Origin of the sequence: Oligella sp. HMSC05A10, assembly GCF_001808335.1 — a bacterium.
GTDB lineage: Bacteria > Pseudomonadota > Gammaproteobacteria > Burkholderiales > Burkholderiaceae_B > Oligella > Oligella urethralis.
The window spans coordinates 1-24,695 of the sequence record NZ_KV792935.1 but is presented as its reverse complement, the minus strand read 5'-3'; the positions used below and the strand labels follow the sequence as shown (position 1 = coordinate 24,695).

The window sequence follows — 24,695 nt, the reverse complement described above, 5'->3', positions numbered from 1 at the left end:
CTCAACAAAGCTTAGCGACAGGCTGCCGCCCAATCTAATCTCTAAAGAAACGACGATAGACCATTTCCAGCCCATTTACGGTACCAACCTTGGCATCGACGGTGAGGTTACGAATAAGGGTATAACTCACTCTGGCCACGGTGCCCGAGCCTGATAAGGCCTGCTCAATACTTAAATCAATGCCTTCCTTTAGACGCTTCGTAATTTTAATAAACTGCTCGGCAATATCATCCTGCCCCTGATAAGCGGTACTATCGCCTACCGTACGACGCGGCAAGAGCGAACCAGACTCACCCACATCGCCTTTGCGAATGGCAATATCATCAATCCCAAGCTGCTTATATATCGGTTCACTCTCCGGATCACCGCCGATTAAGGAGGTACCGACGCTGAGCAGCATCGCTAAATCCCCACCGCTACTATCCGGTCCGCGCCCCATAATCAACCACGAGAGCTTTTCTACCTCACTCACATCAGGATAGGACACTAAGGTAATTTTAGGGTTACGGGCATTACCTACTACCCGCAAACCAGCTTCAACTTCCAAATTACGACGCAAGGCCTCAATATCTAATACCGGATTCGCAATATCCCCTTGGAAAGCAATGCGTCCACGACGAATCTGCAAACGCTGGCCATAGGCCTCAATCGCACCCCCACGGGTATTAAACTGACCCTCGGCACTTAGCTCATGCTGCGCCTGCTTAATCGTAATGGCACCGACTAAACCAGCATCTAAGCCAAAACCCACCACATAAAAGCGTGGTCCCAAGTCCACCGTAAAATTCAACAGCAAATCCAAGTCAGATTGCTTAGCGACTGGCGCTTCCTCACCCTTACGCACCACAATCACATCCGAATCCAAGGTGGGTGCGGTACCTTTGATATCCACACTGACCCAACCGGCATCAGCGGTCACCTTGCCGTCCACCACAATACGCGGTAAGGCCGCATCAACCGCCACCTGACCGCTCATCATGGCAAAACGATCCGTACGTTGCAAAATAGGATAATGATCTAATACGACATTCACCTTACCACGTGAGGTCTGTAGATTCCATTGACCGGTGATATTGAGACTACCGTTTTGCGCCGGTGGATTTTCTTCAATCCACTGACGCGTACGCCACTCTTTAGGCACAATACGAATCACACTAGGGAAGTAAAGACGATTAATTACCACATTATTGCCATTAAGCCCTAGATCTAAGGTGCCGTTGAGGAGACGAATCCCATTTTCCACCTCCACAATACGCAAATCCTGCGCTTTCACCCCACCTGCAGTGAGCCAACGGCCACCACGATAATTGGCCTTGACATCCACATCCACACGGCCACCTAATTCCAGCAAGTCGCCCGTGAGGCCTGTCAGCCAAGAAATATCATCCATATGACCGACGATCTGCGCTTGGGTGCTGTTATCAAAGACCGGACTAAAACCGTCCAAATGCAGTTGCGCATTGCCTTTAAAATGCCCCTTGGAGTGCGTAGCTAGATTCAGATCAGCCGTCAACAAACTACGAGTGCCGCCTTGTGACCGGCTGCGGATACGTAAATCCATCGTCTGCAAGCCTAAGGCCACTGGTGGATCGCTAGGCAAAATAAAATCACCACGGCGATGTAAAATAGCGGCGGTGCCGTTTAACGCGCCATCAAAGTCCACATCCCATTCCACATCAAAAACCGGTGGATTCGTCACCGGCGTTTGGCGTCCACGCACAATAATGCCATGGTTAAGCGATTTACCCTCCGCATCGGTGCCTAAAGTAATGCCAAAAGCATCCGTCACATCCTCCAATAACTGTGGGGTAAGTGTGAGCCCACGGATAGCCCCTTTGCTATCGAACTTACCGTCTTTACCTTTGGAACCGCCTTGTTCCAAGCTGATACGATGGTTGCCCGGTAAAGTAATCTGCACGGTTGAGGCGCCCACATCCCACTCGGGTTTAGCATTAGCGCCTTGAGGAATAAAGCTTAAGCTAATACTTTCCGGCTGATTAATAGCAAAGCCAGCATGCGCCACATCAAGCCGTTCGATCACCCCAGACCAGCCTTCATAGCCATCCGCTAAAACTTTCCAACCACCATGCGCTGCCACATCAAAGTCGATGGGCGCTTTACCCACCTCCTTGAAATTACCCTGACTAAAACGACCCTTGGCGCTCAGATGATTATCGCTAATGCTGCCATCCAAGCGTAAATCCAAATCAATCGCCCCCGGTAAATCCGGCCACAATTCACTTAGGCTTGGTGCTTTTATCGATAATTGCAGACGATCATCGGTCTGGCCAAAAGCACCCGCAGAGACAATCCGACTTTTACCTAAACGCAGATCAATATCGGCCTTGCTCACACTGAAATCACGCTCATTTTGAACATAAAGGCCGACATCAATTTTGCCCTGCAAGGGCTGACGATTCCAACGACTGCTGGGCTGAAACTCACCCGTGACATAGGCCTGTAACGGTGTATTATCCTCTTTCAATAACAAATTAAAGTGGATATCCCCGTTTATCATGCCGGGCGGCACCGCACCATAACTCACCTTTTCTAGTGGAATGCCTTTGGTCTGCAACAGACCGTATAGACGGGTCTGCTCCAAATAATTGCCGGCACTACCCGTAAATACTTGGGCATTCAGCTCGGACTCGTCGGGCAGCGTTAAATTAAGCTGCGCACGTTCCAACATAAAGGGACTGGCTGGGTGTAAATATAGCTGCGCATCTAACTCAGACTTCGGCCCTGCACCTTGCGCCACAATATGCATACCCTCGGCGCTGAAGCCTTGATTATCAGCGCTTGCCTCATTGGGATTATCCTCAATCGTTAGCTGTAAGTGATCAAAATCCAAGGGCACTGGGGTCGGAAAGGGCCATAAACCGGAGCTCTCTTGACGTTGTAACTGAAAGCTACCACTCAGTTGATCTTCTTGCTTTAAATGCCACTCCGCATCAAAAACCAATTCATCCTCAGGCTTCACCGCAGCTAGTGGTGCTAATACCTTCTTATGCTGTAGACTATCCGCCGCTGCCTGTAAGTACTCATAGAGGGTCATGCTAGCGATCAGATGCTTGAGCGATCCTTGAGTCTGCCAATGGGATGCCTGCCCCTCACTGTGTTGATGGTAAATCTGGCTTTGACGGGCATCGGGATAAGTTAAGCTCAGCTCCGTCTCACCCACACGCCAGCTTAACTGCTGCTTATCGGTAGGCAGCATAAACTGTAGCGGCACCGGCTGTTGATTACTAAGCGCCATACCGGCATAGGAGGCATTGAACTGCGCCAAGGATAAGCCCCAGCGCTGCGCTTGCCCGCTATCAAAGCTCACACCGCCATCCGCTTCAAGCGCTAGTAACAAGGGCTGTGCTTTTTTATCGGCACTTAAAAAGGCGTCATAAAGACCTTTTATATTTAAACTATGCCGATCAACATCACCTCGAAGCGTCAAATCCAACTGTGCCTGACCCGGCGTCTGCGGCCACCATTGCGCCAAAACAGGTATCTCTGCGCTTAACTTAAGCTCACTCTCAGGCTGACCCACATCCCCATGTAACACAATTTTCGACTGCGCTAAATCAATCACCGTATCCACATGATTGAGTTTAAGCTGATACCAATTCGGTGTAGCGAGGGCCTTATCTAAAGCAATTTGCTGCGGCAAGGCAAAGACCCCTGCCAAATCCACCTCGGCTTTAATTTGACCACTTAAATCCTGCGTATTCCAACGACTACCTGGCTTAATTTTCAGATCAGGTTGTAGCCTTAAGATTTGCACTCCTTGCAACACAGTCGCCGCCACCGTCCCCTCTAAATTTAAGGTGGACTGCTGCGGTAACTGCCCCAAGCTAAAGGCACTTAAGTCAAACTCGCTCGCCTCAATACGAGCAAGCCATTGCCTTACTTGATGTTGACTAAGGTCGGGCGTGGTATCAATATCCACCGTTAACGATGCCTTATCTGTGCTGTCTACGTGGATGCTCGCTTGACTCAAGGCCATGGCAAAGCCTCTTTCAAGGCTCAGATCGGCAGTTAGCGCCGACTGCTCACCCTCAGCTGCGGCCTTAATCACTAATTGCTTAGCCCCATCTTCACTCAAGGCTGGTGCTAGGTTAATGCTTATTTGCTTAAAATCTAAAGGCAAAGGGTGCACTAAAGGCAGGATGGTGGCACCGCTTTGGCGTTGTAAATCCAATGTCCCCGTCACTTCCGGCTGTGCTTTTAAATCCCACTCCCCATCATAGCTAATGGCCTGAACCCCGCGTTGCGCTGCCATCGTTTTACGCAGTTGCGCCAAGGCCTGCTGCTGCGCTTTACGTTCAGGCGCCTTTAAGGCGGCCAGTGGCTGCGCTTCCAGGGCGGCTAAACGGGCATCTAACTTAGGCTCCAGCCCGACTAATTGCATGAGTTGATTAGCCAGCGTCAGATTCTTAAAATCCCCCTTGCTGGCCCATGAATTTGCACTCAGCGTGGTGCGATGATGATGTACCATCGCTTCATGCTCACCGGGCATGGTTAAGGCCAAATCGACCGTACCAATCGCCAGTAAAAAATCATCTGCCGTTTGCTTAAAGCTTAGATCCAGCGTATCCTGTTGCGCGAGCTTAAAGCCAGCGTGGGAGGCTTGTAATTGATCCAAATCAGCCTGCCATTGATAGCGACCCGCTGCACTACTTAATTGACCTTTTAAATCAAAATGCGCATCCAGCGGTGCTTTGCCCAAGCCTTCCTCTGGCACGGCAGCTGAGTTAGCGGCAGCCACTGCTGGTTCATAATGCAATTGCGCTTTCATATCATGCGCACTAAGACTACCCAACATATTCAGTTTAAATGCTGCACGACCAGCGGCCGTGGGCGTCACTTGCGATAAATCCTGCAAATCCACATCTAACTGTAAACCCTCATGGGCGGTTTCCGAGCGACCAAACTGCCCCTTGGTCTCAATACGATTAGTACCTAAACGCAATAAAATATCAGCACGATTAACACTTAGTTTGTCCCAAGCCGTTATCTCTGGCTCTGGAAACACCTCGCTAAAATCCAAATCAATATTAATCCCGCCATTTAAAGCCTCGGAATTCCAACGACTGCCGCGGAAAATACCACCTTTGAATAGCAAGGATTGGGGCTTAGCATGCGCATCCACATCCACTGCAAAATCAAAGGCTGAATCTAAACGTGAGCCGTCCTGCACTAGATCCAACACAAATTTATCCGTCTTCAGCGTCCCTTCTAAGCGACGTGGGACTTTTTTATCGGCTTCTGCGCTCACATCACTAGACGCTAAGGGCACGGAATGAATATCCGCCTCCAAGCGCATATCCTTTGCTACCGTTAAATCAATCACGGCCTTTGTTAAAGGAATGGTGGACTCAATATCTAGTCCGGCATCAAGGTTTAAATCCAAACCCTGCTCTACCCCATTGGCTTTAATTTGCAACGCCAAATCGTCCAAACCACCATCGGCCTGTACCATCGCATCTACCTGACAACGGGTTTGAATACGCATATCGCCTGTTTTGCCGAGCAGGTAGTTTACGCACAACGGAGACTGGGTATGTAGCCCCTGATTCACCGTATCTAGACGCACATGCATCGGCCAAGGATAGGCTAATTTATCCAGTGCTACGGTACCGCTTAACTCGCTTTCCACATCGGGATGAGTCACCGTCAAGCGCTTTAGCTCAGCCTTGGTCCCACGATCATCTAAGACTAAATTCTGTAGATCAAAATTACTCAAGCCAACGGGTAAATTCTTGCCCTGCGCATCGGTCATGGTAAATTTACCGACCGAAACCCGATTAACTTGGATACTAATCGGGAGACTTAACTCATCAGCCGGTTCTTCCTCAGCTTTAGGCCCCGTTGGAAAAAGCTCAAGACTTAAATCAGCACTCACTAGATGCTCAACCTCTAAGCGCGCTCGCAACAAACTCAACCAATTAACTGCTAAGGCATTGTCCTTGGCAACCACCTTGAGCGATGGCGTAACCACCTCCAATTCTTTACTCTCAATACCGCTCCAGATGGTACCTTCAATCTGTAGCATTCGCCCATTAATCTGTGCCATCACGGTATTTAACAGCCAGCGACTGCCAGACTGCGTGCCCACCAACAAGGCTAAAGCCGTGAACAGCAGGATCAAAATGGCAGCGATAAGGCGGAGCCAAGTAAATCTAAAAAAACTCATCATCTTCTTTTGTTTAGAACGCCATACCTAAGGAGAAATGCCAACGTATTTTGCGATCACGATGGCCATAGGCAATATCAAAAAAGAGCGGACCAGCGGGTGTTTTAACCCTTGCGCCCACTCCGGTACCTAGATGCAACTTCATATCTTTAAACTTACGTGCAGCATCACCAGCATCCACAAAATAGGCCATGCCGAAAGTATTATTAAAATAATGGGTGTACTCCACACTCGCTACCGCTAGCGCACGGGTACCAATGATACTTTTATAGGATCGCTCACCAATACCAAAGTAGCGATAACCACGAATTGAGCCTGCGCCCCCAGTACGATAGCCGAAATCATCGGGGATTCGGGTGCTATCTTTAGCATGCACATAGCCAAGCTCGGCTCGTACCGTGATATTATCCCGACGCCCTATCGGCCACCATTGCTGCGCACGCACCGAAGTCCGCGCAAAGGGATCGCCACGCTCCAAATCAGCGCCGACACCCAAACCTAAGACAATTAAATTACCGGATCGCGGATCGAATTTACTATCCACATCACGGCGCAATAAATCGTAGGTCAACACCGCATTAGGCAATTCAAATTTAGGCTGCCCTTTACGCTTGACCGAATCATAAGCAATCGCTGCCGAATAACGACTCTCAAACTCGACCCGACTGGCCGGATCCAATTTAAATTCATGGGTACGTTTCCAACCCAAGGCAGCGCGACTGACCTCCTCATCCGAGTAATCCGAATGGCGCGCCATAATACCGAAACTATCAACCGTCCCATCGTAGTTCGGTGCTCGGTAAATATCAAAATAACCGCGCTGCTCCTTAAGTCCCAGACTAGCACCAGCCTCCATGGTCACCGCTTGATTCCACACCACATTTTGACGGTATACGCCCTCAACCCGGAAGGTGTTCACCTCATCAATACCCACCGCAGCGGACATAATGCGGGCTGGCCCCTCAGTGACGCGCACCAAAACAGGCAAGACCGCTTCGTCCTGCTCGTAAATCGCTGGATCGTCGGGCTTTTTAATCGTGACAAAGGCACCACGGAAAAAATTGGTGGATTGTAAGGTCTGCTGCCATTCGTCTAGCTTTTCCTGAGAAAACTCCTCACCCGGCTCATAGCGTATATAACGCCGAATTAAACTTATCGGCACCCGCCGTAAGCCCTGTACCTCCGTGTGACCTAAACGCACGGCTGGTCCACTATCAATCACCGTGCTTAAATCCGCCGTGGCTTCATCAGGATCAATCAAGGCCTGTGAATGAGTCATCCGAGCCAGATAAAAGTCCTGACTTGCCACCGCTTGTAAGAGCGAGTTCTTAGAACTACTCCAGACCTTATTAATAAAGACCTTACCCTTAGGCAAGCCCCAACCCTGGCGTAGTTCCTCAATCCGTTGCTGATAGCTAGATGACTTAGCAATGGTGCCGCTAAACTCATTGGAGACACGATTGACATGCGTGAGCTCGCCAGGCTCAATACTAATATCCCAGGTTTCACCCTCAAAGTCCTCACCTACCTCCAAGGTCACCTTAGGGTCAAAATAGCCTCGGGTGGCCAAGGAAGATAGCACCGCATCTCGACCGCGCCGGCGAATCCTATCGGCCTCACGACTATCCTGATCATCGGCCTGACGCACCACCGAAGAAATGGCGGCATCCACCACCTCTAGATCTTCGGGACTAAGCCCACCAGGCATAATGATCACTTCAGGCACCTTGATCTTGGCCTCGTCATTTTCAATCTCCAGGGCGTGCACCTCTGCTGCCCTCTCTCGCTCAGCCTCTTTGGCTGCAACCAATTGACGTTCGCGCTCATAAATCGGCCCACTCATCGAGTCGGACTCGCTCAGGGCACGCTCTGCGAAGCCTAAACTAAGCGCTCCCACTAAAAAAAGACGAGATAAGTTGGGCAGCGTATTGCTCTTAAATGCCATGCGTAATCAACGTTAAGTGACTTGGTTTAGGATTAAAGATTTTCCACAACTACTTTGGGGAAAGCACCGCTTCGGTCGATAGGCAATTCGGAAATATTATAGGCAAGGCGACGCGCAATCAAATGATAACGCTTAGCAGCTTCCGATTCGGGGTCAGAAACCACCGTTGGCTGACCAGCATCCGTTTGTTCACGTACCGCACGACTTAATGGCAATGCACCTAACCATGGCACTTCAAGCTCCTGCGCCATGTTTTTACCACCCTCTTCACCAAAGATATGCTCCGCATGACCGCAATGACTACAAACATGCACGCTCATATTTTCCACCACCCCGAGAATAGGTACATTAACCCGTTGGAACATGCGTAAACCCTTGCGCGCATCCAATAAGGCCACATCCTGCGGCGTTGTCACCACCACCGAACCGGTTAGCGGTGCCTTTTGCGAAAGGGTCAAGGCAATATCACCCGTGCCCGGCGGCATATCAATAATTAAATAGTCCAATTGAGGCCAAGCGGTCTGATTAAGCATCTGCTCAACCGCCTGCGCTACCATGGGCCCACGTAAAATCGCAGGGGCGTCAGTCTCGAGCATAAAACCAATGGAATTCACTGCTAAGCCATAAGCCTCCTGCGGCTTCATGCCACCGCCCTGACTCTCATCCACGCTTTCAATTTTGGCGTCTTCGATATTTAAAATTAAGGGCTGGCTGGGGCCGTACACATCCGCATCTAGAATCCCCACCCGGGCACCGGCTTGGCATAGCGCTAAAGCAATATTCGTCGAGGTCGTGCTTTTACCCACCCCCCCTTTACCGGAGGAAACAGCCACAATATTTTTGACGGCTTTCAGGGGCTTGAGACCACCCTGCACCACATGGCTACGAATGGTATCTGACCACTCAATCTCGATCTCGGGAAAACCGCACTCCCGGGCGATTTGACGAATATGGATCAGGACCTTTTGCTTATCCTCACCTAAAAAATAACCCGGCTCGAACTTGAAATGTAGGGTGGAGCCCTTAATTAAAGACATCATGCCCTTTTTTAAGCTGAGATCGCGCTCTTTAATTTTATGGCCGATATTCATACCTAAAACGGGGTCCACTAACTCTTTTTGTAAGCGACTGTATAAGGTTGCAAGTTCTGCGTTCATTCTAAAGATTTTCCAAATTTATAAAGTAGAATTAACTATTAATAGCATGATTGTAGCTATTTAGACTACGAAAACCAGATCATTACACGGAGTATTTCGTAACATGAAAAACTTTTTTCAAAGCTTGTTGGCTAATATAGCCTTTATTACCATCACCCTTATCGGTTTGGTATTGGCCTTTACATTTATTTTTACACTGCTTATCGGGGTAGCTGCTTTATATATCATCAATCGCCTCCGCGGTAAGTCATTTTCTGCACGCCAGTTTTGGCACGAACAAAGACAACGCGCTCGTACCAGAACAGCAAATTTTACCTCACGTTATCAATATAAATACGGTCGTCAATCGGATAATTTTACACGACCGCCAGAGTCTGAGATCACCGATGTCGAATTCCGTGAGATTAGATAGCGACTCTCTTCTGCAAATCTAGCCCTTTCCTCAAATTATCCAAGCTCAATAGATTAGAATAAAGGATTAATTCCTTAATCCTTTATTTTTTTGCTTTTTAAAATCTATGTCTCGCACTTTATTCGTTACAACGGCTCTACCCTACGCCAACGGTTCGTTTCACATCGGTCATATTATGGAGTATATACAGGCCGATATCTGGGTTAGAGCATTACGAATGTCCGGTCACACAGTACACTTTGTTTGTGCGGATGATGCGCATGGCGCACCCATTATGCTCAAGGCCGAAAGTGAAGGCATCAGCCCCGAGGAGCTGGTCTCCCGCATCGCTGCCGAACGGCCAAAGTACTTAGATGGTTTTCATATTAAGTTTGACCATTGGCATAATACCCACAGCCCAGAAAATACCGAGCTCTCCCAAACCATTTATAAGGAGCTCAAGCAAGCGGGTCTAATTAGTCAGCGTAGCATTGAGCAATTCTACGATCCTGTGAAAGGCATGTTTTTACCGGATCGCTACATTAAGGGTGAGTGCCCGAGCTGCCACGCCAAGGATCAGTATGGCGATGCCTGTGAGCATTGTAGTACCGCCTATTCACCCACTGAACTGATTAACCCCTACTCCACCCTAACCGGGACCACGCCCGTACTAAAAAGTTCCGAGCATTTCTTCTTTAATTTATCGGATCCCCGCTGCGTGGAGTTTCTCTTACAGTGGACGCAGAGCAACAACGCCCAAGGTAAGCCACGTTTACAATCCGAGGTCTTAGCTAAAACCCGCGAATGGCTCGGCACCAGCCTAGAAGAAAGTAAGTTAGATGACTGGGATATTTCACGTGATGCGCCCTATTTCGGAATTGAAATCCCGGATGCGCCGGGCAAGTATTTCTATGTGTGGTTGGATGCACCAGTCGGTTATCTGGCCGCATTTAAAGCCTATTGTGATAAGGTCGGTCTTGATTTTGATGCACTCCAAGCACCGGACTCTGATACTGAACAATATCACTTTATCGGTAAGGATATCGTCTACTTCCACACCTTGTTCTGGCCAGCCATGCTGAAGTTTTCAGGGCGCAAGGTACCTGACGGTCTAAATGTACATGGCTTTATTACCGTCAGTGGGGAGAAAATGTCCAAGAGCCGTGGCACCGGCATTTCGCCGCTACGCTATCTGGATATCGGCATGAATCCTGAGTGGCTCCGCTACTATCTAGCCGCAAAGCTCAATAGCCGAGTTGAGGATATTGACTTTAACCCAGATGATTTTATTGCCCGAGTAAATGCCGACTTAATTGGTAAGTATATTAATATTGCCAGCCGTGCGGCTAACTTTATCAGCCGTCACTTTGCGGGTGAGCTTGATTATCTCGGTGATAAAGAAGCGCTAGCGGTCGAATATCAGGCCATAACTGAGCAAATTGTGAGCGATTTTGAGGCGCGTGAATATGCGCGTGCGATTCGCACCATTATGGCGCAAGCGGATAAAATCAATCAGGCTTTTGACCAGGCACAACCTTGGGTAATGGCCAAGGGCATTAGTGAGGCATCTGCCGAGCAAAAAGCGCAGCTACAGGATATTTGCTCACGCGCCCTCGCTGGCTTTAAAGCACTATCCGTACTCTTAGCGCCAGTACTGCCAGAATTAGCTTCACATGTTGCCAAGGAGTTGTTTGGCCTAGGACGCGATTTTATTTGGTCTGATGCAGCCGAACTACCGACCGCCATTGCACCGTTTAAGCACTTAATGAAGCGCGTTGAGGAAAAGCATTTAGACGAGCTACTAGCGATTGAGGCAAGCCCCACCGCCCCCACCGACGAGGTCAAGCCTGGCGGCGAAGCAATTGCACCCACCATCAGCTACGATGATTTTCTAAAGGTGGACTTACGTATTGCGAAAATCATTGATTGTGCCGCGGTCGAAGGGGCTGATAAGCTGCTACGCTTAACCCTGGATCTGGGTGAGGGTCGCCATCGTCAAGTATTCTCTGGCATCAAATCCATGTATCAGCCCGAGCAATTAATCGGCAAACTGACCGTCGTGGTAGCGAACCTAGCGCCACGCAAAATGAAATTTGGCCTGTCTGAGGGCATGGTGCTGTCAGCGGCACACGCAGACAGCAAGCAAAACCCCGGTTTTTATGTATTAGAACCCTTTGAGGGTGCCGAACCTGGCATGCGCATTCTCTAAGTCCTTGAGGTTTTATATGCAAACACATGATCACATGGACACAACACCAACAACGCCCGCAGAGACCGAGGAAAAAAAGGACTGGGGTCACATTAAAAGCTATGTCCATCGGAGCACCCATATTACCCCCGGTCAACGCCGTGCGCTAAATGGCGAGCTCTATGAGCGCTGGTGCCTGCGCTATCAGCCAGGCTTTATTCAGTATGAGGAGATCTTTGGTCGTCAGGCCGCGACGGTACTAGAAATCGGTTTCGGCATGGGTGAAACCACCGCCAAAATCGCTACCGCTGCGGCAGATAAAAACTTTATCGGGGTGGAGGTATTTTCCGGTGGTGTCGGTTCCTTACTCAATCGCATTGAGGACGAGGGCATAACTAACATCCGCATTATTCAGCATGATGCGGTGGATGTGGTTAATCATATGCTAGCGCCCGATTCCCTTGACGGGGTACATATTTACTTCCCCGATCCATGGCCTAAGAAGCGTCACCATAAGCGTCGCCTCGTGCAATCACCCTTTATTAAGCAACTGGTGAGCCGCATCAAGCCCGGTGGCTATTTGCATTGCGCTACCGATTGGGAAGATTATGCGATGCAAATGCTTGAGGTGCTGAGCCATGAAGAGGCATTAAAAAATCGTTATCCCGACTTTGCGCCACGACCAGATTACCGCCCCTTAACCAAGTTTGAAAATCGTGGTCTTAATTTAGGTTACGGTGTGTGGGATTTAATTTTTGAGAAAAAGGCTTAAGCCATGTATCCACCCATTGAGCCCTATCGACACGGCTTTTTAGACACCGGTGAGGGTCACCAAGTTTATTGGGAGTTCTGCGGCAACCCCCAGGGTCAGCCCCTCATCTTTTTGCATGGCGGCCCGGGTGCTGGCTGCAGCCCTCAACATCGACAGCTTTTTGATCCCGAGCGCTACCATATTTTATTATTTGATCAGCGTGGTTGTGGTCGCTCCAAACCCACCGCCTCACTGGAAAATAACACGACGCCACAGCTGATAAGTGATATGGAGCGCTTGCGCGCAGAGATTCTCCAGGTCGATCAATATGTTGTGTTTGGCGGCTCCTGGGGTTCTACCCTAGCCTTAGCCTATGCCCAAGCGCATCCAAATCGGGTCAAGGGATTGATTCTGCGTGGTATCTTTACGCTGCGCAAAGAGGAGGTTCAATGGTTTTATCAATCCGGTGCTAGCTTTATTTTCCCTGATGAATGGGAAAAATACCTCGCCCCCATACCAGCTGCCGAACATGATGATCTCGTCAGCGCTTATCATCGTCGCCTAACTGGCAATGATGAGGATGAGCAACTTCGCTGTGCGTATGCTTGGGCGCAGTGGGAAAGTAATACCATCTCCCTCCTACCTACAGCCGCCAAAGCACTGACGCTTGCTGATCGGGATGCGATCCTCAGTTTTGCGCGTATTGAAAATCACTATTTCAAGCATGCGGGCTTTATGGAGGAGGGTCAGTTGTTGCGTGATGCACACCGATTAGCTGATATTCCAACCATTATTATCCAAGGTCGCTATGATTGCTGCACCCCTGCTAAAACTGCTTGGGAGCTGTCTAAGGCCATGCCTCATGCCGCCTTTCACTTAATTCCGGATGCGGGTCATGCCTTTAATGAACCCGGGATTTTAGCTGCTTTATTAGATGCCACGGATAAATTCGCCACACTATAAAATGTCGTTAGCTAAGCAATACTCGCTGAAATTTAATAACCAATTAATACTTTAGTTACAAAACAATTTGCTAGAATCAAACTAGTCGCTTTCTTTGAGACGACTATTTATTCAATGACAAAAGGAGCAAATAATGGGTTTAATCAGCTTTGTTAAAAACGTTGGTGAGAAGCTATTTGGTGGCAGTGAAGCAAAAGCAGCAACCGCTGATGAGCTTAAAAAAGAGTTAGATAAGCACGGCTTAAATGCTGAGGGCTTAGATATTGCGGTTGATGGTGATAAGGTAGTGGTAAAGGGTAAGGCTGCCGATGCTGCAACCGCTGAAAAAATTGCCGTTGCCTTAGGTAATACGATCGGTGTTGCAGAGGTTGATAATCAGCTAGAGGCTGCAAGCAATGAGGGCGAGTCTAATTTCTACACTGTAAAATCCGGTGATACTCTATCCAAAATTGCTAAAGAGCAATATGGTAATGCCAACGACTACATGAAAATTTTTGAGGCTAATAAGCCCATGCTTAGCCATCCAGATAAAATCTACCCAGGTCAGGTTCTACGTATCCCAAAATAGGATAGCGTTTAATTAAATAAAGCCCTAAGTAAGTGATTGCTTAGGGCTTTTGTCTTGCACAGTCAACACGGCGTACCGTGAGTACTTCTCGACTAGCGGCGACGCTTACGCTTAGTACTACCGCTACGGTTACGTCCCATGCCAGCTAAGCCAGACAGACCACCACCCATACCGGGTAGACCTCCTGCACCACCACCCATCAAGCCTCCCAGACCGCCTAAGCCACCAAGCGCACGCATCATTTTTTGCATACCGCCCTTTTTGAATTGCTTCATCATGGCTTGCATCTGTTCAAACTGCTTTAATAAGCGGTTTACCTCTTGCACCTGTACGCCCGCCCCCTTAGCAATACGCTGCTTACGTGAAGCCTTTAAGATCTCGGGCTTTGAGCGCTCCTCAAGGGTCATGGAATTAATAATGCCTTCGGTACGACGCAACTGCTTTTCAGCCTCACCGCCTTGTAATTGACCCGCCATGGCAGAAAATTGCGCCGGTAATTTCTCCATAATAGAGCCCATATCGCCCATTTTTTTGACTTGCTGCAATTGATCCAAAAAGTCATTTAAATCAAATTTATCGCCCTTTTTAAGCTTAGCGGCCATTTTCTCCGCTTCGGCAATATCAATATTGCGCTTCGTCTGCTCAACCAGCGAGAGGATATCGCCCATCCCTAGCACACGCTGCGCCATACGCTCAGGATAGAAAATCTCTAAACCGTCCAGCTTTTCCGAGGTACCGACAAACTTCAGCGGTTTACCCGTCACATGGCGCACAGAAAGGGCCGCACCACCGCGCGAATCACCATCAAGCTTTGTCATCACCACGCCGGTTAAAGGCAACACATCGGAGAAAGCCTTCGCGACATTGACCGCATCTTGACCCTGCATGGCATCAACCACAAATAAGGTCTCAACCGGTTTTAAAAAGCGATGTAATGCACTGATTTCATCCATCATGTCCTGATCGATACCTAGGCGACCAGCCGTATCCACGATTAGGACATCGTAAAAATGACGCTTAGCATGTTCTAAGGCACTGTGCGCAATGTCTAAGGGCTTTTGTGAACCATCGGAAGGAAAGAAATCAACACCAACCTGCACCGCCACCGTCTTTAGCTGCTCAATCGCTGCGGGACGATAAACGTCAGCACTAACCACTAATACCTTTTTCTTATCGATTTTTTTGCCGTTTTGAGTGAGCTCACCCTCACGCAATAAGCGCGCTAACTTTGCTGTGGTCGTGGTTTTACCCGCCCCCTGTAAACCGGCCATTAAAATGACTGCTGGTGGCTGCGCCGCAAGTGATAACTCGGTCTCAGCGAGCGGCAAATCACCACCCATAATGCGCGTCAACTCATCACTCACGACACCCACCAAGGCCTGACCTGGGTTCAGACTACCTACCACCTCCTGACCCATGGCCTTTTCCTTGACCTCTTGGATAAACTCTCTTACAACGGGTAGGGCAACGTCCGCTTCTAGCAATGCCATGCGGACCTCTCGCAACATCTCCTGCGTGTTAGCTTCAGTCAGGCGTGCCTGACCACGCATAGTTTTTACAACTCTGGATAAACGATTGGTTAAATTATCAAGCATTATTCATCACTCTATGGTTAGGCAGAAAAGTATATAATGATTCTTAGTATTATTAATTTTTTAAGAGAAGCCTTTCTGCTTTATGTCTCTAGATATTGTATTGCACTATCTATCTGCGTTGGCGTATCTACTGCTAGCCGCCTCAATTTGGTATCCCCTCTGGCAAAACCGCGAGCTCAGCGCTAGCAGAGGAGGTCGCCATTGGGCACTGCTACTGATTTTACTATTGCACGGTGTCGCCGTCCACTATGCGATGCTTTATAGCGATCATATACGCATCAATTGGGCCCTTAGCATTTCACTTACGATTTGGTTTGGCATGATTATTTTCTGGATTGAAAGTAATTTTGTTTCCATCAAGGCATTATTACTGCCTTTGGGTCTAAGTAGTGCGCTAGGCTGCTTATTACCGGCTTTTTTCCCGACCTCTGACAGCGGTGTGGTGATTCAGGTTAATAGCGAGATCTTCCGCATCCACCTGATTATTTCACTATTAGCCTATAGTGTGATTGCGCTTGCCACGGTGCAAGCCTTGATCACCACGGCGCTTGACCGCTACTTACATACACCACATGATTTTGATTCCAAACAAAAGTTTTTAAATCGCTTAGTGGATGCGCAACCGCCATTACTACTGCAAGAGCGTCTTTTATTTAGACTGGTTTGGATCGGCTTTGCCCTATTAACCCTCTCTATTGCTACCGGTAGTTGGGTCTCATGGCGCTACTATCATCAGCTCTTACCCCATGACCATAAGACCTTTTTTACACTATTAGCTTGGCTGGTCTTTGCCTTTCTACTGAGTGGTCGAGTCATCTGGGGCTGGCGCGGTCGCATCGCCCTACGTTGGAATTTACTGGGCTTCTTTTTATTGATGTTAGCCTATACCGGTTCGCGCTTTGTCTTTGAGATGATTCTCGGGCGCTAGCTGGAACTTGCCGGAGCTTATATGAGACTTTTACTATTAATCATCATTGCCCTGATTGCCTTAGTCTTGGTCAATCGCGCCTTAAGCAATGCACGCCGCACCATCCAAGCTAAGCAGGCAGAGGAACGGGCGCAAGCCACTAAAAGTATCCCCATGGCTCAATGCAGTCATTGTGGCGTCCATATCCCTGAAAATGAAGCGGTACATTATAAAAATAAGACCTGGTGCAGTTTAGAGCATGCAAAAAGCGCAGACAAGGTGTAAGCTAGTAACAGCGCAATGGATTTAGGGATTTTCTATGAAAAGTGTGAGTGAGACCAAGAAAAAAACACCGCTTTTGAAAATCGATCGTCATGGCTGGTTAAGACAGTACACGGGCCTTAGCTGTGCGGATTTGACACTACCATCAGCTACGCCTCGTAAAGCAAAATTCAGAGTGCTTAAAAAGCCTAAGGAAGCCCTAGTTAAGCATGTAGCGTCGCCCAACTTTGCGAAAAGACCCAATGGTCTGAGGGCGAGCTTATTGGTGATTCATCATATCAGCCTACCGCCGAATGAGTTTGGTGGTCCCTACATTGAGCAGCTGTTTACTAATCAGCTCAATCCTAAGACACATCCGTTTTTTGAAGAGATTAAAGACTTGCGTGTATCGGCGCATTTTTTAATTCGTCGCAATGGCCAAATTGTGCAGTTTGTGAGTGCTGATGATATGGCCTTTCATGCCGGTCAATCCGATTTTGTCGGACGTGGACCATGTAACCCCTACTCCATTGGTATTGAACTTGAGGGTACAGGCTCAACGGCATATGAAGCGATTCAATATCATCACTTGGTGTTATTAACGCAGGCACTGAAGCGGCGCTATGGCTTGACTGCGGTAAGAGGTCATGAACATATTGCCCCCGGACGCAAACAGGACCCTGGTCCTAGTTTTGATTGGCAACGCTATGCCAAAGAGGCGGGTTGGCGCAGACGACAACTTCCCTAGCCTAGCACGTAATCCACTAGTGTAGCTTCTTCCCCTTGTCTAAGGCTTGATTGCTACGATAGACCAATTCAACAATATTTTTGACTTGGTACTTTTGAATGATATTGGCGCGATGTATTTCTACTGTGCGTACTGAAATACCGAAAGCAGCTGCACACTCTTTGCTGGTTAGACCCTTTTTGGTCAAGAGGAAAATCTCTTTTTCCCGTGGTGTCATCCGGTCAAGGGTGTAATCCTGCGCTGGCATCGACTGCTTATTTCGCTGTGAGGAACTGGTTTTGCTGCGCTTTTTACGTATCAGATCTTTGTCCATCATTACTTTCTGAAGCCTCCTATACAAATAAATAACTGTAATCATGCTGCAATTCTGCTGCATTGCGCACATTAAGCTTTCTAAATACATTCGCCCGATGGGTTTCGACCGTACGCTCGGAGATACCCAGTGCTTGACTGATTTCCTTATTCGTGTAGCCTTGTACCACCAGACTACACACATTCAGCTCACGGGGCGTTAAGCTTGGCGGTTTTGAAGTATGTAAAGACACACTTTGCATATGAATCACCTTTATATATTTAAAAAATGTAGAAATAATTTTGGAAATAAAACTTCCGGATTCCTAAAACATAAAAGATCAACAGCTACAAATATAAAACCACGCATTTGCAGCCAATTTCATTAAACATGTTTTATATATATAGGTAAACCCTAATTAAGAAAAAGCTTCTTTTTATAAGTAGTTTCCCTGATATCTTTAAGCTTTTTTGTGTTATAAATGCGACGATTAGTTTAAACTTCACTTATTAGCTCTTAAATTCGGCTAAATCTAGTTTAAATGCAAACTATTTAGCACTTAAGCTATTAATAAGCTGCTGCTTATAGTATATAACTTCATAAACTACCAAAAAGAAGAGGCAACAGCTTACGCCATTGCCTCTCTTTAATCATCCTTTAAGCTAGGAACACACCTATTTTTAATTCAATTGTTTTTTTTAAATCTTTGTCAAATTTTTAAGTTAAAAAATTATAAGTTTTAATTAAACAGAAAAAAAACTTTCTTTTCTATAATTTTTACAGTTGTTCCACTGAAATACCTAAGGCCTGTGCTATTCGTATTTTAGTCGCTTTACGTGGTTTAGCATCAGGAGCTTCCATTTGAGCATAGGTAGGCTGTGCAATATTAAGGCGCTGCGCTACCTCAGCCTGAGTAAGACCTAAGTACTCACGCCATGCACGTATACCACTCCAGCCATTATCCACTTCAAGCTTGACAACTTCGTGGGGAGTTGAACCATCAATGGGTATACGTGGTTCTTTACCTCTGGTTAACTGTAAATAATCAGCATATGGCAAAACAACATACTCCGGTTTGCCATTTTTACTAACTAATGTGTGGTTGGTGACATCCATACCTTACTCCCTAATAAGTCCGATCATCTCTTTTGGTGACTTCTTGTACATCTACAATCTTTATTTGCGTTTGGACATCAAATAAAACACGATAACGCCCTACTCTAAGACGATATCCATATTGATGGTTAACTAATCTTTTTACGTTTACAGCATTTTCACAGTCAGCAAGTAGATCAACAGCATCCGATATACGCTTTCTATCAGTTATATCTATTTTACGCAGTTGCTTTTTTGCTCGGTTTGACCAGTTGATATCATACATAGCATCTTCAATTTAATTATAGGTTTAATTATACCATAAGCTATTAAACCTATCTAGTTTGGTTCTACATATAGAACGCCAATTATTAAAATTTAATGAGTATGTGACAACTATCTCGACAAATACCGGAAAAATCATCGCTCATTCATAAAAGCTATAAAATTGGCAAATGCTTATATTTTTCGTCAATGTCTTTGATTTCCGAAATGAGCTTCTCGTAATTTATATCTGCATGAGAAGTGGAATATAAATCACTTCTTAATAAAGCAAGTTTTCTCTGATCTTCATTGAAAGATAAGGGCAAGCGTCTCGCTAGCCCAGCTTGAACTTGTGCTAAAAATTCAATCAATACGTCTTTTTGCGCAACAGTACACATATTTTCGCCTTTAAATTAGATGTTCGTCAATTGTTGTTTTAGCAGGTAAACCATAGTTTTCACAGTTATTCCAGCGAAATACCTAAGGCCTGCGCTATTTATATTTTAGTCGCTTTACGTGGCTTTGCATCAGGTGCTTCCATTTGAGAATAGGTAGGCCGTTCAATATTAAGGCGTTGCGCTACCTCAGCCTGCGTAAGACCTAAGTACTCACCCCATGCACGTATACCGCTCCAGCCATTATCCACTTTAAGATTGACAACCTCGTCCGAGAAGTGGCCGGAGGGTAACTATCACTACAACAATTTTTTAATATTTAACCAGTTGGGCTAGGGATTTATAATGATTGATCTGGTAATACTTTTGTATTACTATAATGATATCTTCAGGAGGGATTTACTATGCGTTCTAATCAAGAAGTGACCAGCGTTAAACTTGGTTATCGTAAAGCGATTCTACAAGAATTAGCTGATGAACTAGGCGGTAGTGTTCATAGCCTCGTATTAGATGCTGTTGATAAGCACATTGAAGCATTGAAAGCAAAACAAGCTTATGATAGACGAGCTATGCAAGCTTATAAAGACTATCAAGAAACAGGCTTACATATTACACTTAACGAGTTTATCGATTGGGTGGATAGTCTTGAGATGGACGAGCCAAGGGATATGCCTCAATGCCACAAGTGAAGTTAGTTATTACACGGCTTGCTCAGTCTGACCTGACAAGGATTTATAGTTTTTTAAATGATTTAGGGGCAACTAAACAGGCTAATGCGGTGATGCAATTACTCAGAAGTTCCTTTTTAGCTACTCAAGATAATACGCATAATGGTAGAACTTATGATTTATCGGTAGATGGGGAGGTTTTGCGTCATGTTAGGGAGGTAATAGTTCCTTATGGCAAAAGTGGTTATATCTATCTTTTTTGGCATGATGAAGCCAACAATCAAATAGTAGTATTAACAGTCAAGCATTTCCGTGAAAATGCTTATCGTTTAGCTTTGCTGAGCTTTAGTTGAGTTCACCACTCAAAATAATTGATTCACAAGCCGTCATGGCTTTCGCTTTGACGGCTTATACTAAAGCTCTAATTCGTCATTACCACCTTGTCTGGCTATCTGTTTATCAAATACCTCCTGTTGCCTTGTGACTGGCTTAGAGCTTTCAAGTTGTTTGACTAAGCTCTCTATTAACCCCTTCAAATCAGGCATAATAATAATAAAAAACAACTTAGGGGACGATGATGGCCTTAAATCTTATTTGGATGTTCTTCTTTTTTATCACCTTTGGTGTAGCCCTGATTAAATTAATCGGAGGCGATACGGAGATTTTCCAAACCATTGTAAATTCACTATTTGACAGCTCCCAAACGGCTGCCTCCATTTCGCTTGGCCTTATCGGGATTATGGCCTTTGCGCTCGGCATCATGAAAATCGGTGAACGCGCTGGGGTGATTGATGTGCTATCGCGCTTAGTCAGTCCCTTTTTCCAGCATCTCTTTCCAGGCATTCCAAAAAACCACCCAGCCATGGGCTCGATATTGATGAATTTCTCTGCCAATGCCTTAGGTTTGGATAATGCGGCCACCCCACTCGGTCTGAAAGCGATGAAGGAGTTGCAAAGCTTAAATGACAAACCCGATACGGCGACTAATGCGCAGATTATGTTTATCACGCTTAACGCCTCTAGTTTGACTCTATTGCCGATTTCTATTTTGGCCTTACGTCAACAAGCTGGTGCAGCCTACCCCTCCGATGTGTTTTTGCCAATTTTAATTGCTACCTTTTTCTCCACCTTAACCGCATTATTGGTGGTGTCTTTTTATCAGAAAATCAATCTCTTAAATCGTACCGTCCTACTCTACTTAGGCGGTCTCACAGCGGTCGTGATTGGCACCCTGATTTATTTCACGACCCTAAGCCCCGAAGAGATTAATGTGATTTCTAAAGTCTTCGGTAACTTAGTCCTGTTTGGCATCTTTACCTCCTTTATCTTTATGGCGTTTATCAAGAAAATTAATGCCTACGAAGCCTTTATTGAGGGAGCTAAAGAGGGCTTTGAGGTAGCGGTAAAAATCATCCCTTATCTGGTCGCTATTTTAGTGGCAGTGGCGGTGTTCAGAAGCTCCGGCAGCATGGACTATATCGTCAATGGTGTGCGCTATCTTGTGGAGGCCATGGGCTTTGACAGTCGCTTTGTCGAAGCCTTACCCGTCGCCTTGATGAAGCCACTGAGCGGTTCGGGCGCACGCGGCCTAATGGTTGAGCTGATGAATGCACGCGGTGTGGATGAGTTTGCTGCCAGAGCGGCTGCCATTATTCAAGGCTCGACTGAAACCACCTTTTATGTGTTAGCGGTATACTTCGGCTCGGTCGCCGTTAAAAACACTCGCCATGCTCTGCCTTGCGCACTCTTGGCAGAACTTGCTGGTGTCATTGCGGCCATTACCATGACCTATCTGTTTTTCGGCTAATACCAAGCAAATCGGTGAGCACTATACTCACCGATTGTTTACATCCGGCAACGTTTAAGATCAGCTACTCACCTTCCAACCACGGTTCACTCAGTACAATAGCTTTTAATCTGTATTTTTTCAAGGAGTGACAGATGCAAGCTAAAGGACTCAATCAAGCCCAAATTCAACGTATGTTATTGACCAGCGCACTGAGTTTCGGCTTAGCCTTAGGTAGTTACAGCCTCAGCCACGCAGAGATCAGAAAAGCCAACAATGAACATCAGATCAGCTATCAAACGGGTGGTATCGGTCAAGAGGAGTTAGATCTGCTGCGTCAGAATGCGGCTGATTATAACGCCCAGTTCAGCTTTGCCAATGCGGCTGATCGTGCCTATTTAAACAATCTGCAGGTACAGCTTTTCAACGCCCAAAACGAAATGGTGTTTACCGATAATCAGGTCGGCCCCCTACTCTATTTACAACTCAGTCCAGGTAGCTATGAGCTAAAAGCCAGTAGCAATGAGATAAGCAAAACACAAAAATTCACGATCAAAGAGGGTGGTGTATATAGTAGCGTATTAACCTGGTAACTTAGCATGGAGGGCGACTTACTTAGCCACACCCAGTCTTTATGAGTACTCAAGCCACTGCGTGATCATTGAATAGCACGCCGCTCGCTGACAAAGACCTATCAGGAGTAAACAATATAAAATTGTGGACATTTTTGGCATAATCTGTCAAAAACAAACTAAATTCGTGTTAATTTATAAAAACACATAAAATCTTTAACATCTATCATTTCACACGAGTTTAGGAGGTACCAATGTTATTAGAGTTCTCCGTTGCCAACTGCTACTCATACGCCAGCATACAAAAATTGAGTATGATCGCAGCCGCAGGCACTGAACATGAAGAGCATAACGTAGCTTCTATCGAATTAGCATCACAGCAAGCATACCGTGTTTTAAAATCGGCCATCATCTATGGCGCTAATGCCAGTGGTAAATCCAATTTACTTAAGGCGTTAAAATTAATGAAAACATTAGTTTTAGCTTCAGCTAATGCTCAATTAGATGATCCTTTAGGCATCACTCCGTTTAAATTAAACGAGGACTTAAGTCATAGCCCCTCGGAATTTGAAGTGGACTTTATTGCTGAGGGCGTAAGATATCAATATGGTTTTAGTGCAGACAATTCGCAAATTTATGATGAGTGGCTCTATGCCTACCCAAAGCGTCAGGCGCAATTATGGTTTATGCGTGTTTGGGATGAGCGTAAGCAGCAGCATGACTGGAAGTACGGCGCTAACTTTAAAGGGACCAAGGCTATCTGGCAACGTTCAACGAGGAAAAACGCCCTTTTTCTTTCCACTGCGATACAACTTAATAATAAGCAATTGCAGCCCGTATTTTACTGGTTCAAAAACGTCTTGCAGTTTATTGGCATAACAGCGATTTCGCCTTTTTATACCGCAGAATATATTCACAAAAACCCAAATAATAAACCTCAGGTGTTGCGCTTCATAAGAAGAGCAGATCTTGATATTCACGACATCATCATTGATGAGGCTGATTTTGAGGAGTCCTTAGCTAGCAATATACCTGCCGAGCTAAAAAAACTGATCCTGTTAAATCAGACTAAAGAAGAAAAGGCATTCACTATACATACGATACGTCAGACGGCTCAAGACAAATTTGTGCCTTTTGATTTTAGTGAGGAGTCTGCTGGCACGCAAAAGCTTTTTCAACTCCTTGCACCATGTATGATTGCGCTAAAAGAAGGCTTAGTATTATTGGTGGATGAGCTGGATAATAGTTTACATACGCAGCTTGTAGAATTATTGATCAAGCAGTTTCACAACCCTCAGACTAATGCTAAAAATGCGCAACTGATTTTCACAAGCCAAAATACCAATCATTTGAATCAACGAATTTTTCGACGCGATCAAATTTGGTTTTGTGAGCGAGACTATGCACATGGTACAGAGCTCTATCCTCTCACTGATTTTACTGTACGTAAAGAGCGAGAAAATATTGAGCAAGCGTATTTAAGCGGGCGTTATGGTGGAGTCCCTTTTATAACAGAATCGCAGCTATGGGAGGAAAGCGATGAATTCAAAGAGAGTAGCGAGGCACACTAGGCGAGCCAAAAATAGTTTTATACAGAGAAAGGCCAGACGACAAGCTTATGACAAAATTTTGATTGTGGGTGAGGGAAAAAGTGAACGATTTTACTTCAATGACGCACGAAATTTTCATCAGCTCAACACGGTGACAGTCCAAAGCCTAGGTAAAGATCCAATGAGGCTTGTACAGTCTGCCATAAAGGAATATGAGCAATCAGAACTCATAGGTGACGCCTATGATATGGTGTACTGTGTTTTTGATAAAGACCAACACGTAGAATACAAAGAGGCGATTGCCGAGCTCAATCGACAGCAGCCTATTGGTAAATGGCATGCCATTACCTCGGTGCCATGTTTTGAGTATTGGCTATTACGAGGGTGTAAGGTATTTTGTGTAACTTGATTT

General features: G+C 46.3%; 24 protein-coding genes. 14 read left to right on the top strand and 10 right to left on the bottom strand.

The annotated features are described in order from the left end of the window. Nucleotides 1-34 precede the first annotated feature (34 nt). The 3 genes from HMPREF3144_RS07635 to apbC are packed head-to-tail and all read right to left on the bottom strand — an operon-like array spanning nucleotide 35 to nucleotide 9,289. Complete coding sequence (locus tag HMPREF3144_RS07635) at nucleotides 35-6,187, bottom strand: translocation/assembly module TamB domain-containing protein (protein ID WP_070477277.1); 6,153 nt, start codon at nucleotides 6,185-6,187, stop codon at nucleotides 35-37. A gap of 13 nt (nucleotides 6,188-6,200) precedes the next feature. Then, nucleotides 6,201-8,132, bottom strand: coding sequence for an autotransporter assembly complex protein TamA (locus HMPREF3144_RS07630; RefSeq protein WP_070477276.1), 1,932 nt, complete (start codon nucleotides 8,130-8,132; stop codon nucleotides 6,201-6,203). A 32-nt stretch (nucleotides 8,133-8,164) separates the two neighbouring features. Beyond that, nucleotides 8,165-9,289, bottom strand: coding sequence for an iron-sulfur cluster carrier protein ApbC (apbC, locus tag HMPREF3144_RS07625; RefSeq protein ID WP_070477274.1), 1,125 nt, complete (start codon nucleotides 9,287-9,289; stop codon nucleotides 8,165-8,167). Nucleotides 9,290-9,392: 103 nt separating this feature from the next. Here apbC and HMPREF3144_RS07620 point away from each other — a divergent pair, with 103 nt between their 5' ends. The 5 genes from HMPREF3144_RS07620 (at nucleotide 9,393) to lysM (ending at nucleotide 14,150) form a co-directional block, all read left to right on the top strand. Then, the gene (locus HMPREF3144_RS07620) at nucleotides 9,393-9,701 is read left to right on the top strand and encodes a hypothetical protein (RefSeq protein WP_018025553.1); all 309 of its coding nucleotides are present in this window, start codon (nucleotides 9,393-9,395) and stop codon (nucleotides 9,699-9,701) included. 106 nt (nucleotides 9,702-9,807) lie between these two features. Continuing rightward, nucleotides 9,808-11,889 (top strand): methionine--tRNA ligase, encoded by a 2,082-nt coding sequence (metG, locus tag HMPREF3144_RS07615; protein WP_070477272.1) that lies wholly within the window; start codon nucleotides 9,808-9,810, stop codon nucleotides 11,887-11,889. 16 nt (nucleotides 11,890-11,905) lie between these two features. Next, nucleotides 11,906-12,640, top strand: coding sequence for a tRNA (guanosine(46)-N7)-methyltransferase TrmB (gene trmB / locus HMPREF3144_RS07610; protein ID WP_018025551.1), 735 nt, complete (start codon nucleotides 11,906-11,908; stop codon nucleotides 12,638-12,640). Between the two features lie 3 nt (nucleotides 12,641-12,643). Next, nucleotides 12,644-13,582, top strand: a complete 939-nt coding sequence (gene pip, locus HMPREF3144_RS07605; protein ID WP_070477270.1) for a prolyl aminopeptidase — start codon at nucleotides 12,644-12,646, stop codon at nucleotides 13,580-13,582. 133 nt (nucleotides 13,583-13,715) lie between these two features. After that, nucleotides 13,716-14,150 carry a peptidoglycan-binding protein LysM gene (lysM, locus tag HMPREF3144_RS07600; protein WP_018025549.1) on the top strand — a complete coding sequence of 145 codons (435 nt, stop codon included), beginning with the start codon at nucleotides 13,716-13,718 and terminating at the stop codon, nucleotides 14,148-14,150. 92 nt (nucleotides 14,151-14,242) lie between these two features. Here lysM and ffh read toward each other — a convergent pair whose 3' ends face one another. Next, complete coding sequence (gene ffh / locus HMPREF3144_RS07595) at nucleotides 14,243-15,745, bottom strand: signal recognition particle protein (RefSeq protein WP_070477268.1); 1,503 nt, start codon at nucleotides 15,743-15,745, stop codon at nucleotides 14,243-14,245. Nucleotides 15,746-15,827: 82 nt separating this feature from the next. Between ffh and HMPREF3144_RS07590 the strand changes: the two genes are divergently transcribed. The 3 genes from HMPREF3144_RS07590 to ampD are packed head-to-tail and all read left to right on the top strand — an operon-like array spanning nucleotide 15,828 to nucleotide 17,661. Then, nucleotides 15,828-16,673, top strand: a complete 846-nt coding sequence (locus HMPREF3144_RS07590) for a cytochrome C assembly family protein (RefSeq protein WP_036561078.1) — start codon at nucleotides 15,828-15,830, stop codon at nucleotides 16,671-16,673. Nucleotides 16,674-16,694: 21 nt separating this feature from the next. Beyond that, nucleotides 16,695-16,937, top strand: a complete 243-nt coding sequence (locus HMPREF3144_RS07585; protein WP_070477266.1) for a PP0621 family protein — start codon at nucleotides 16,695-16,697, stop codon at nucleotides 16,935-16,937. 34 nt (nucleotides 16,938-16,971) lie between these two features. Beyond that, a complete protein-coding gene (gene ampD / locus HMPREF3144_RS07580; protein ID WP_018025545.1) occupies nucleotides 16,972-17,661 on the top strand; it encodes a 1,6-anhydro-N-acetylmuramyl-L-alanine amidase AmpD in 690 nt (229 codons plus the stop codon). A 16-nt stretch (nucleotides 17,662-17,677) separates the two neighbouring features. Here the strand turns inward: ampD and HMPREF3144_RS07575 are convergent, their stop codons facing one another. The 6 genes from HMPREF3144_RS07575 to HMPREF3144_RS11600 all read right to left on the bottom strand — a co-directional run bounded on the left by HMPREF3144_RS07575 (nucleotide 17,678) and on the right by HMPREF3144_RS11600 (nucleotide 19,958). Further along, the gene (locus tag HMPREF3144_RS07575) at nucleotides 17,678-17,977 is read right to left on the bottom strand and encodes a LuxR C-terminal-related transcriptional regulator (protein ID WP_018025544.1); all 300 of its coding nucleotides are present in this window, start codon (nucleotides 17,975-17,977) and stop codon (nucleotides 17,678-17,680) included. Nucleotides 17,978-17,993: 16 nt separating this feature from the next. Next, complete coding sequence (locus HMPREF3144_RS07570; RefSeq protein ID WP_048767787.1) at nucleotides 17,994-18,215, bottom strand: response regulator transcription factor; 222 nt, start codon at nucleotides 18,213-18,215, stop codon at nucleotides 17,994-17,996. Between the two features lie 515 nt (nucleotides 18,216-18,730). After that, complete coding sequence (locus tag HMPREF3144_RS07565) at nucleotides 18,731-19,069, bottom strand: helix-turn-helix domain-containing protein (RefSeq protein WP_036561071.1); 339 nt, start codon at nucleotides 19,067-19,069, stop codon at nucleotides 18,731-18,733. A 10-nt stretch (nucleotides 19,070-19,079) separates the two neighbouring features. Further along, a complete protein-coding gene (locus HMPREF3144_RS07560) occupies nucleotides 19,080-19,334 on the bottom strand; it encodes a type II toxin-antitoxin system RelE family toxin (protein ID WP_070477263.1) in 255 nt (84 codons plus the stop codon). Nucleotides 19,335-19,488: 154 nt separating this feature from the next. Then, complete coding sequence (locus HMPREF3144_RS07555; RefSeq protein WP_018025540.1) at nucleotides 19,489-19,710, bottom strand: hypothetical protein; 222 nt, start codon at nucleotides 19,708-19,710, stop codon at nucleotides 19,489-19,491. A gap of 98 nt (nucleotides 19,711-19,808) precedes the next feature. Beyond that, on the bottom strand, nucleotides 19,809-19,958 hold the full coding sequence (locus tag HMPREF3144_RS11600; RefSeq protein WP_210394302.1) for a helix-turn-helix domain-containing protein: 150 nt from the start codon (nucleotides 19,956-19,958) through the stop codon (nucleotides 19,809-19,811). A gap of 153 nt (nucleotides 19,959-20,111) precedes the next feature. On the opposite strand from HMPREF3144_RS11600, the gene HMPREF3144_RS07550 reads away from it, so the two are divergent. The 6 genes from HMPREF3144_RS07550 to HMPREF3144_RS07525 all read left to right on the top strand — a co-directional run bounded on the left by HMPREF3144_RS07550 (nucleotide 20,112) and on the right by HMPREF3144_RS07525 (nucleotide 24,692). Beyond that, nucleotides 20,112-20,396, top strand: a complete 285-nt coding sequence (locus HMPREF3144_RS07550; RefSeq protein ID WP_018025538.1) for a hypothetical protein — start codon at nucleotides 20,112-20,114, stop codon at nucleotides 20,394-20,396. After that, nucleotides 20,384-20,728, top strand: coding sequence for a type II toxin-antitoxin system RelE/ParE family toxin (locus tag HMPREF3144_RS07545; RefSeq protein WP_070477261.1), 345 nt, complete (start codon nucleotides 20,384-20,386; stop codon nucleotides 20,726-20,728). The genes HMPREF3144_RS07550 and HMPREF3144_RS07545 overlap by 13 nt, the downstream gene beginning before the upstream one ends. A gap of 224 nt (nucleotides 20,729-20,952) precedes the next feature. Next, entirely contained in the window at nucleotides 20,953-22,182 is a 1,230-nt protein-coding gene (locus tag HMPREF3144_RS07540) for a nucleoside recognition domain-containing protein (protein ID WP_048767779.1), read from the top strand. A 134-nt stretch (nucleotides 22,183-22,316) separates the two neighbouring features. Further along, the gene (locus tag HMPREF3144_RS07535) at nucleotides 22,317-22,754 is read left to right on the top strand and encodes a hypothetical protein (RefSeq protein ID WP_018025534.1); all 438 of its coding nucleotides are present in this window, start codon (nucleotides 22,317-22,319) and stop codon (nucleotides 22,752-22,754) included. A 233-nt stretch (nucleotides 22,755-22,987) separates the two neighbouring features. Then, complete coding sequence (locus tag HMPREF3144_RS07530; RefSeq protein ID WP_070477259.1) at nucleotides 22,988-24,304, top strand: AAA family ATPase; 1,317 nt, start codon at nucleotides 22,988-22,990, stop codon at nucleotides 24,302-24,304. Continuing rightward, nucleotides 24,273-24,692 carry an RloB family protein gene (locus tag HMPREF3144_RS07525; RefSeq protein ID WP_070477257.1) on the top strand — a complete coding sequence of 140 codons (420 nt, stop codon included), beginning with the start codon at nucleotides 24,273-24,275 and terminating at the stop codon, nucleotides 24,690-24,692. The genes HMPREF3144_RS07530 and HMPREF3144_RS07525 overlap by 32 nt, the downstream gene beginning before the upstream one ends. Nucleotides 24,693-24,695: the final 3 nt, after the last annotated feature.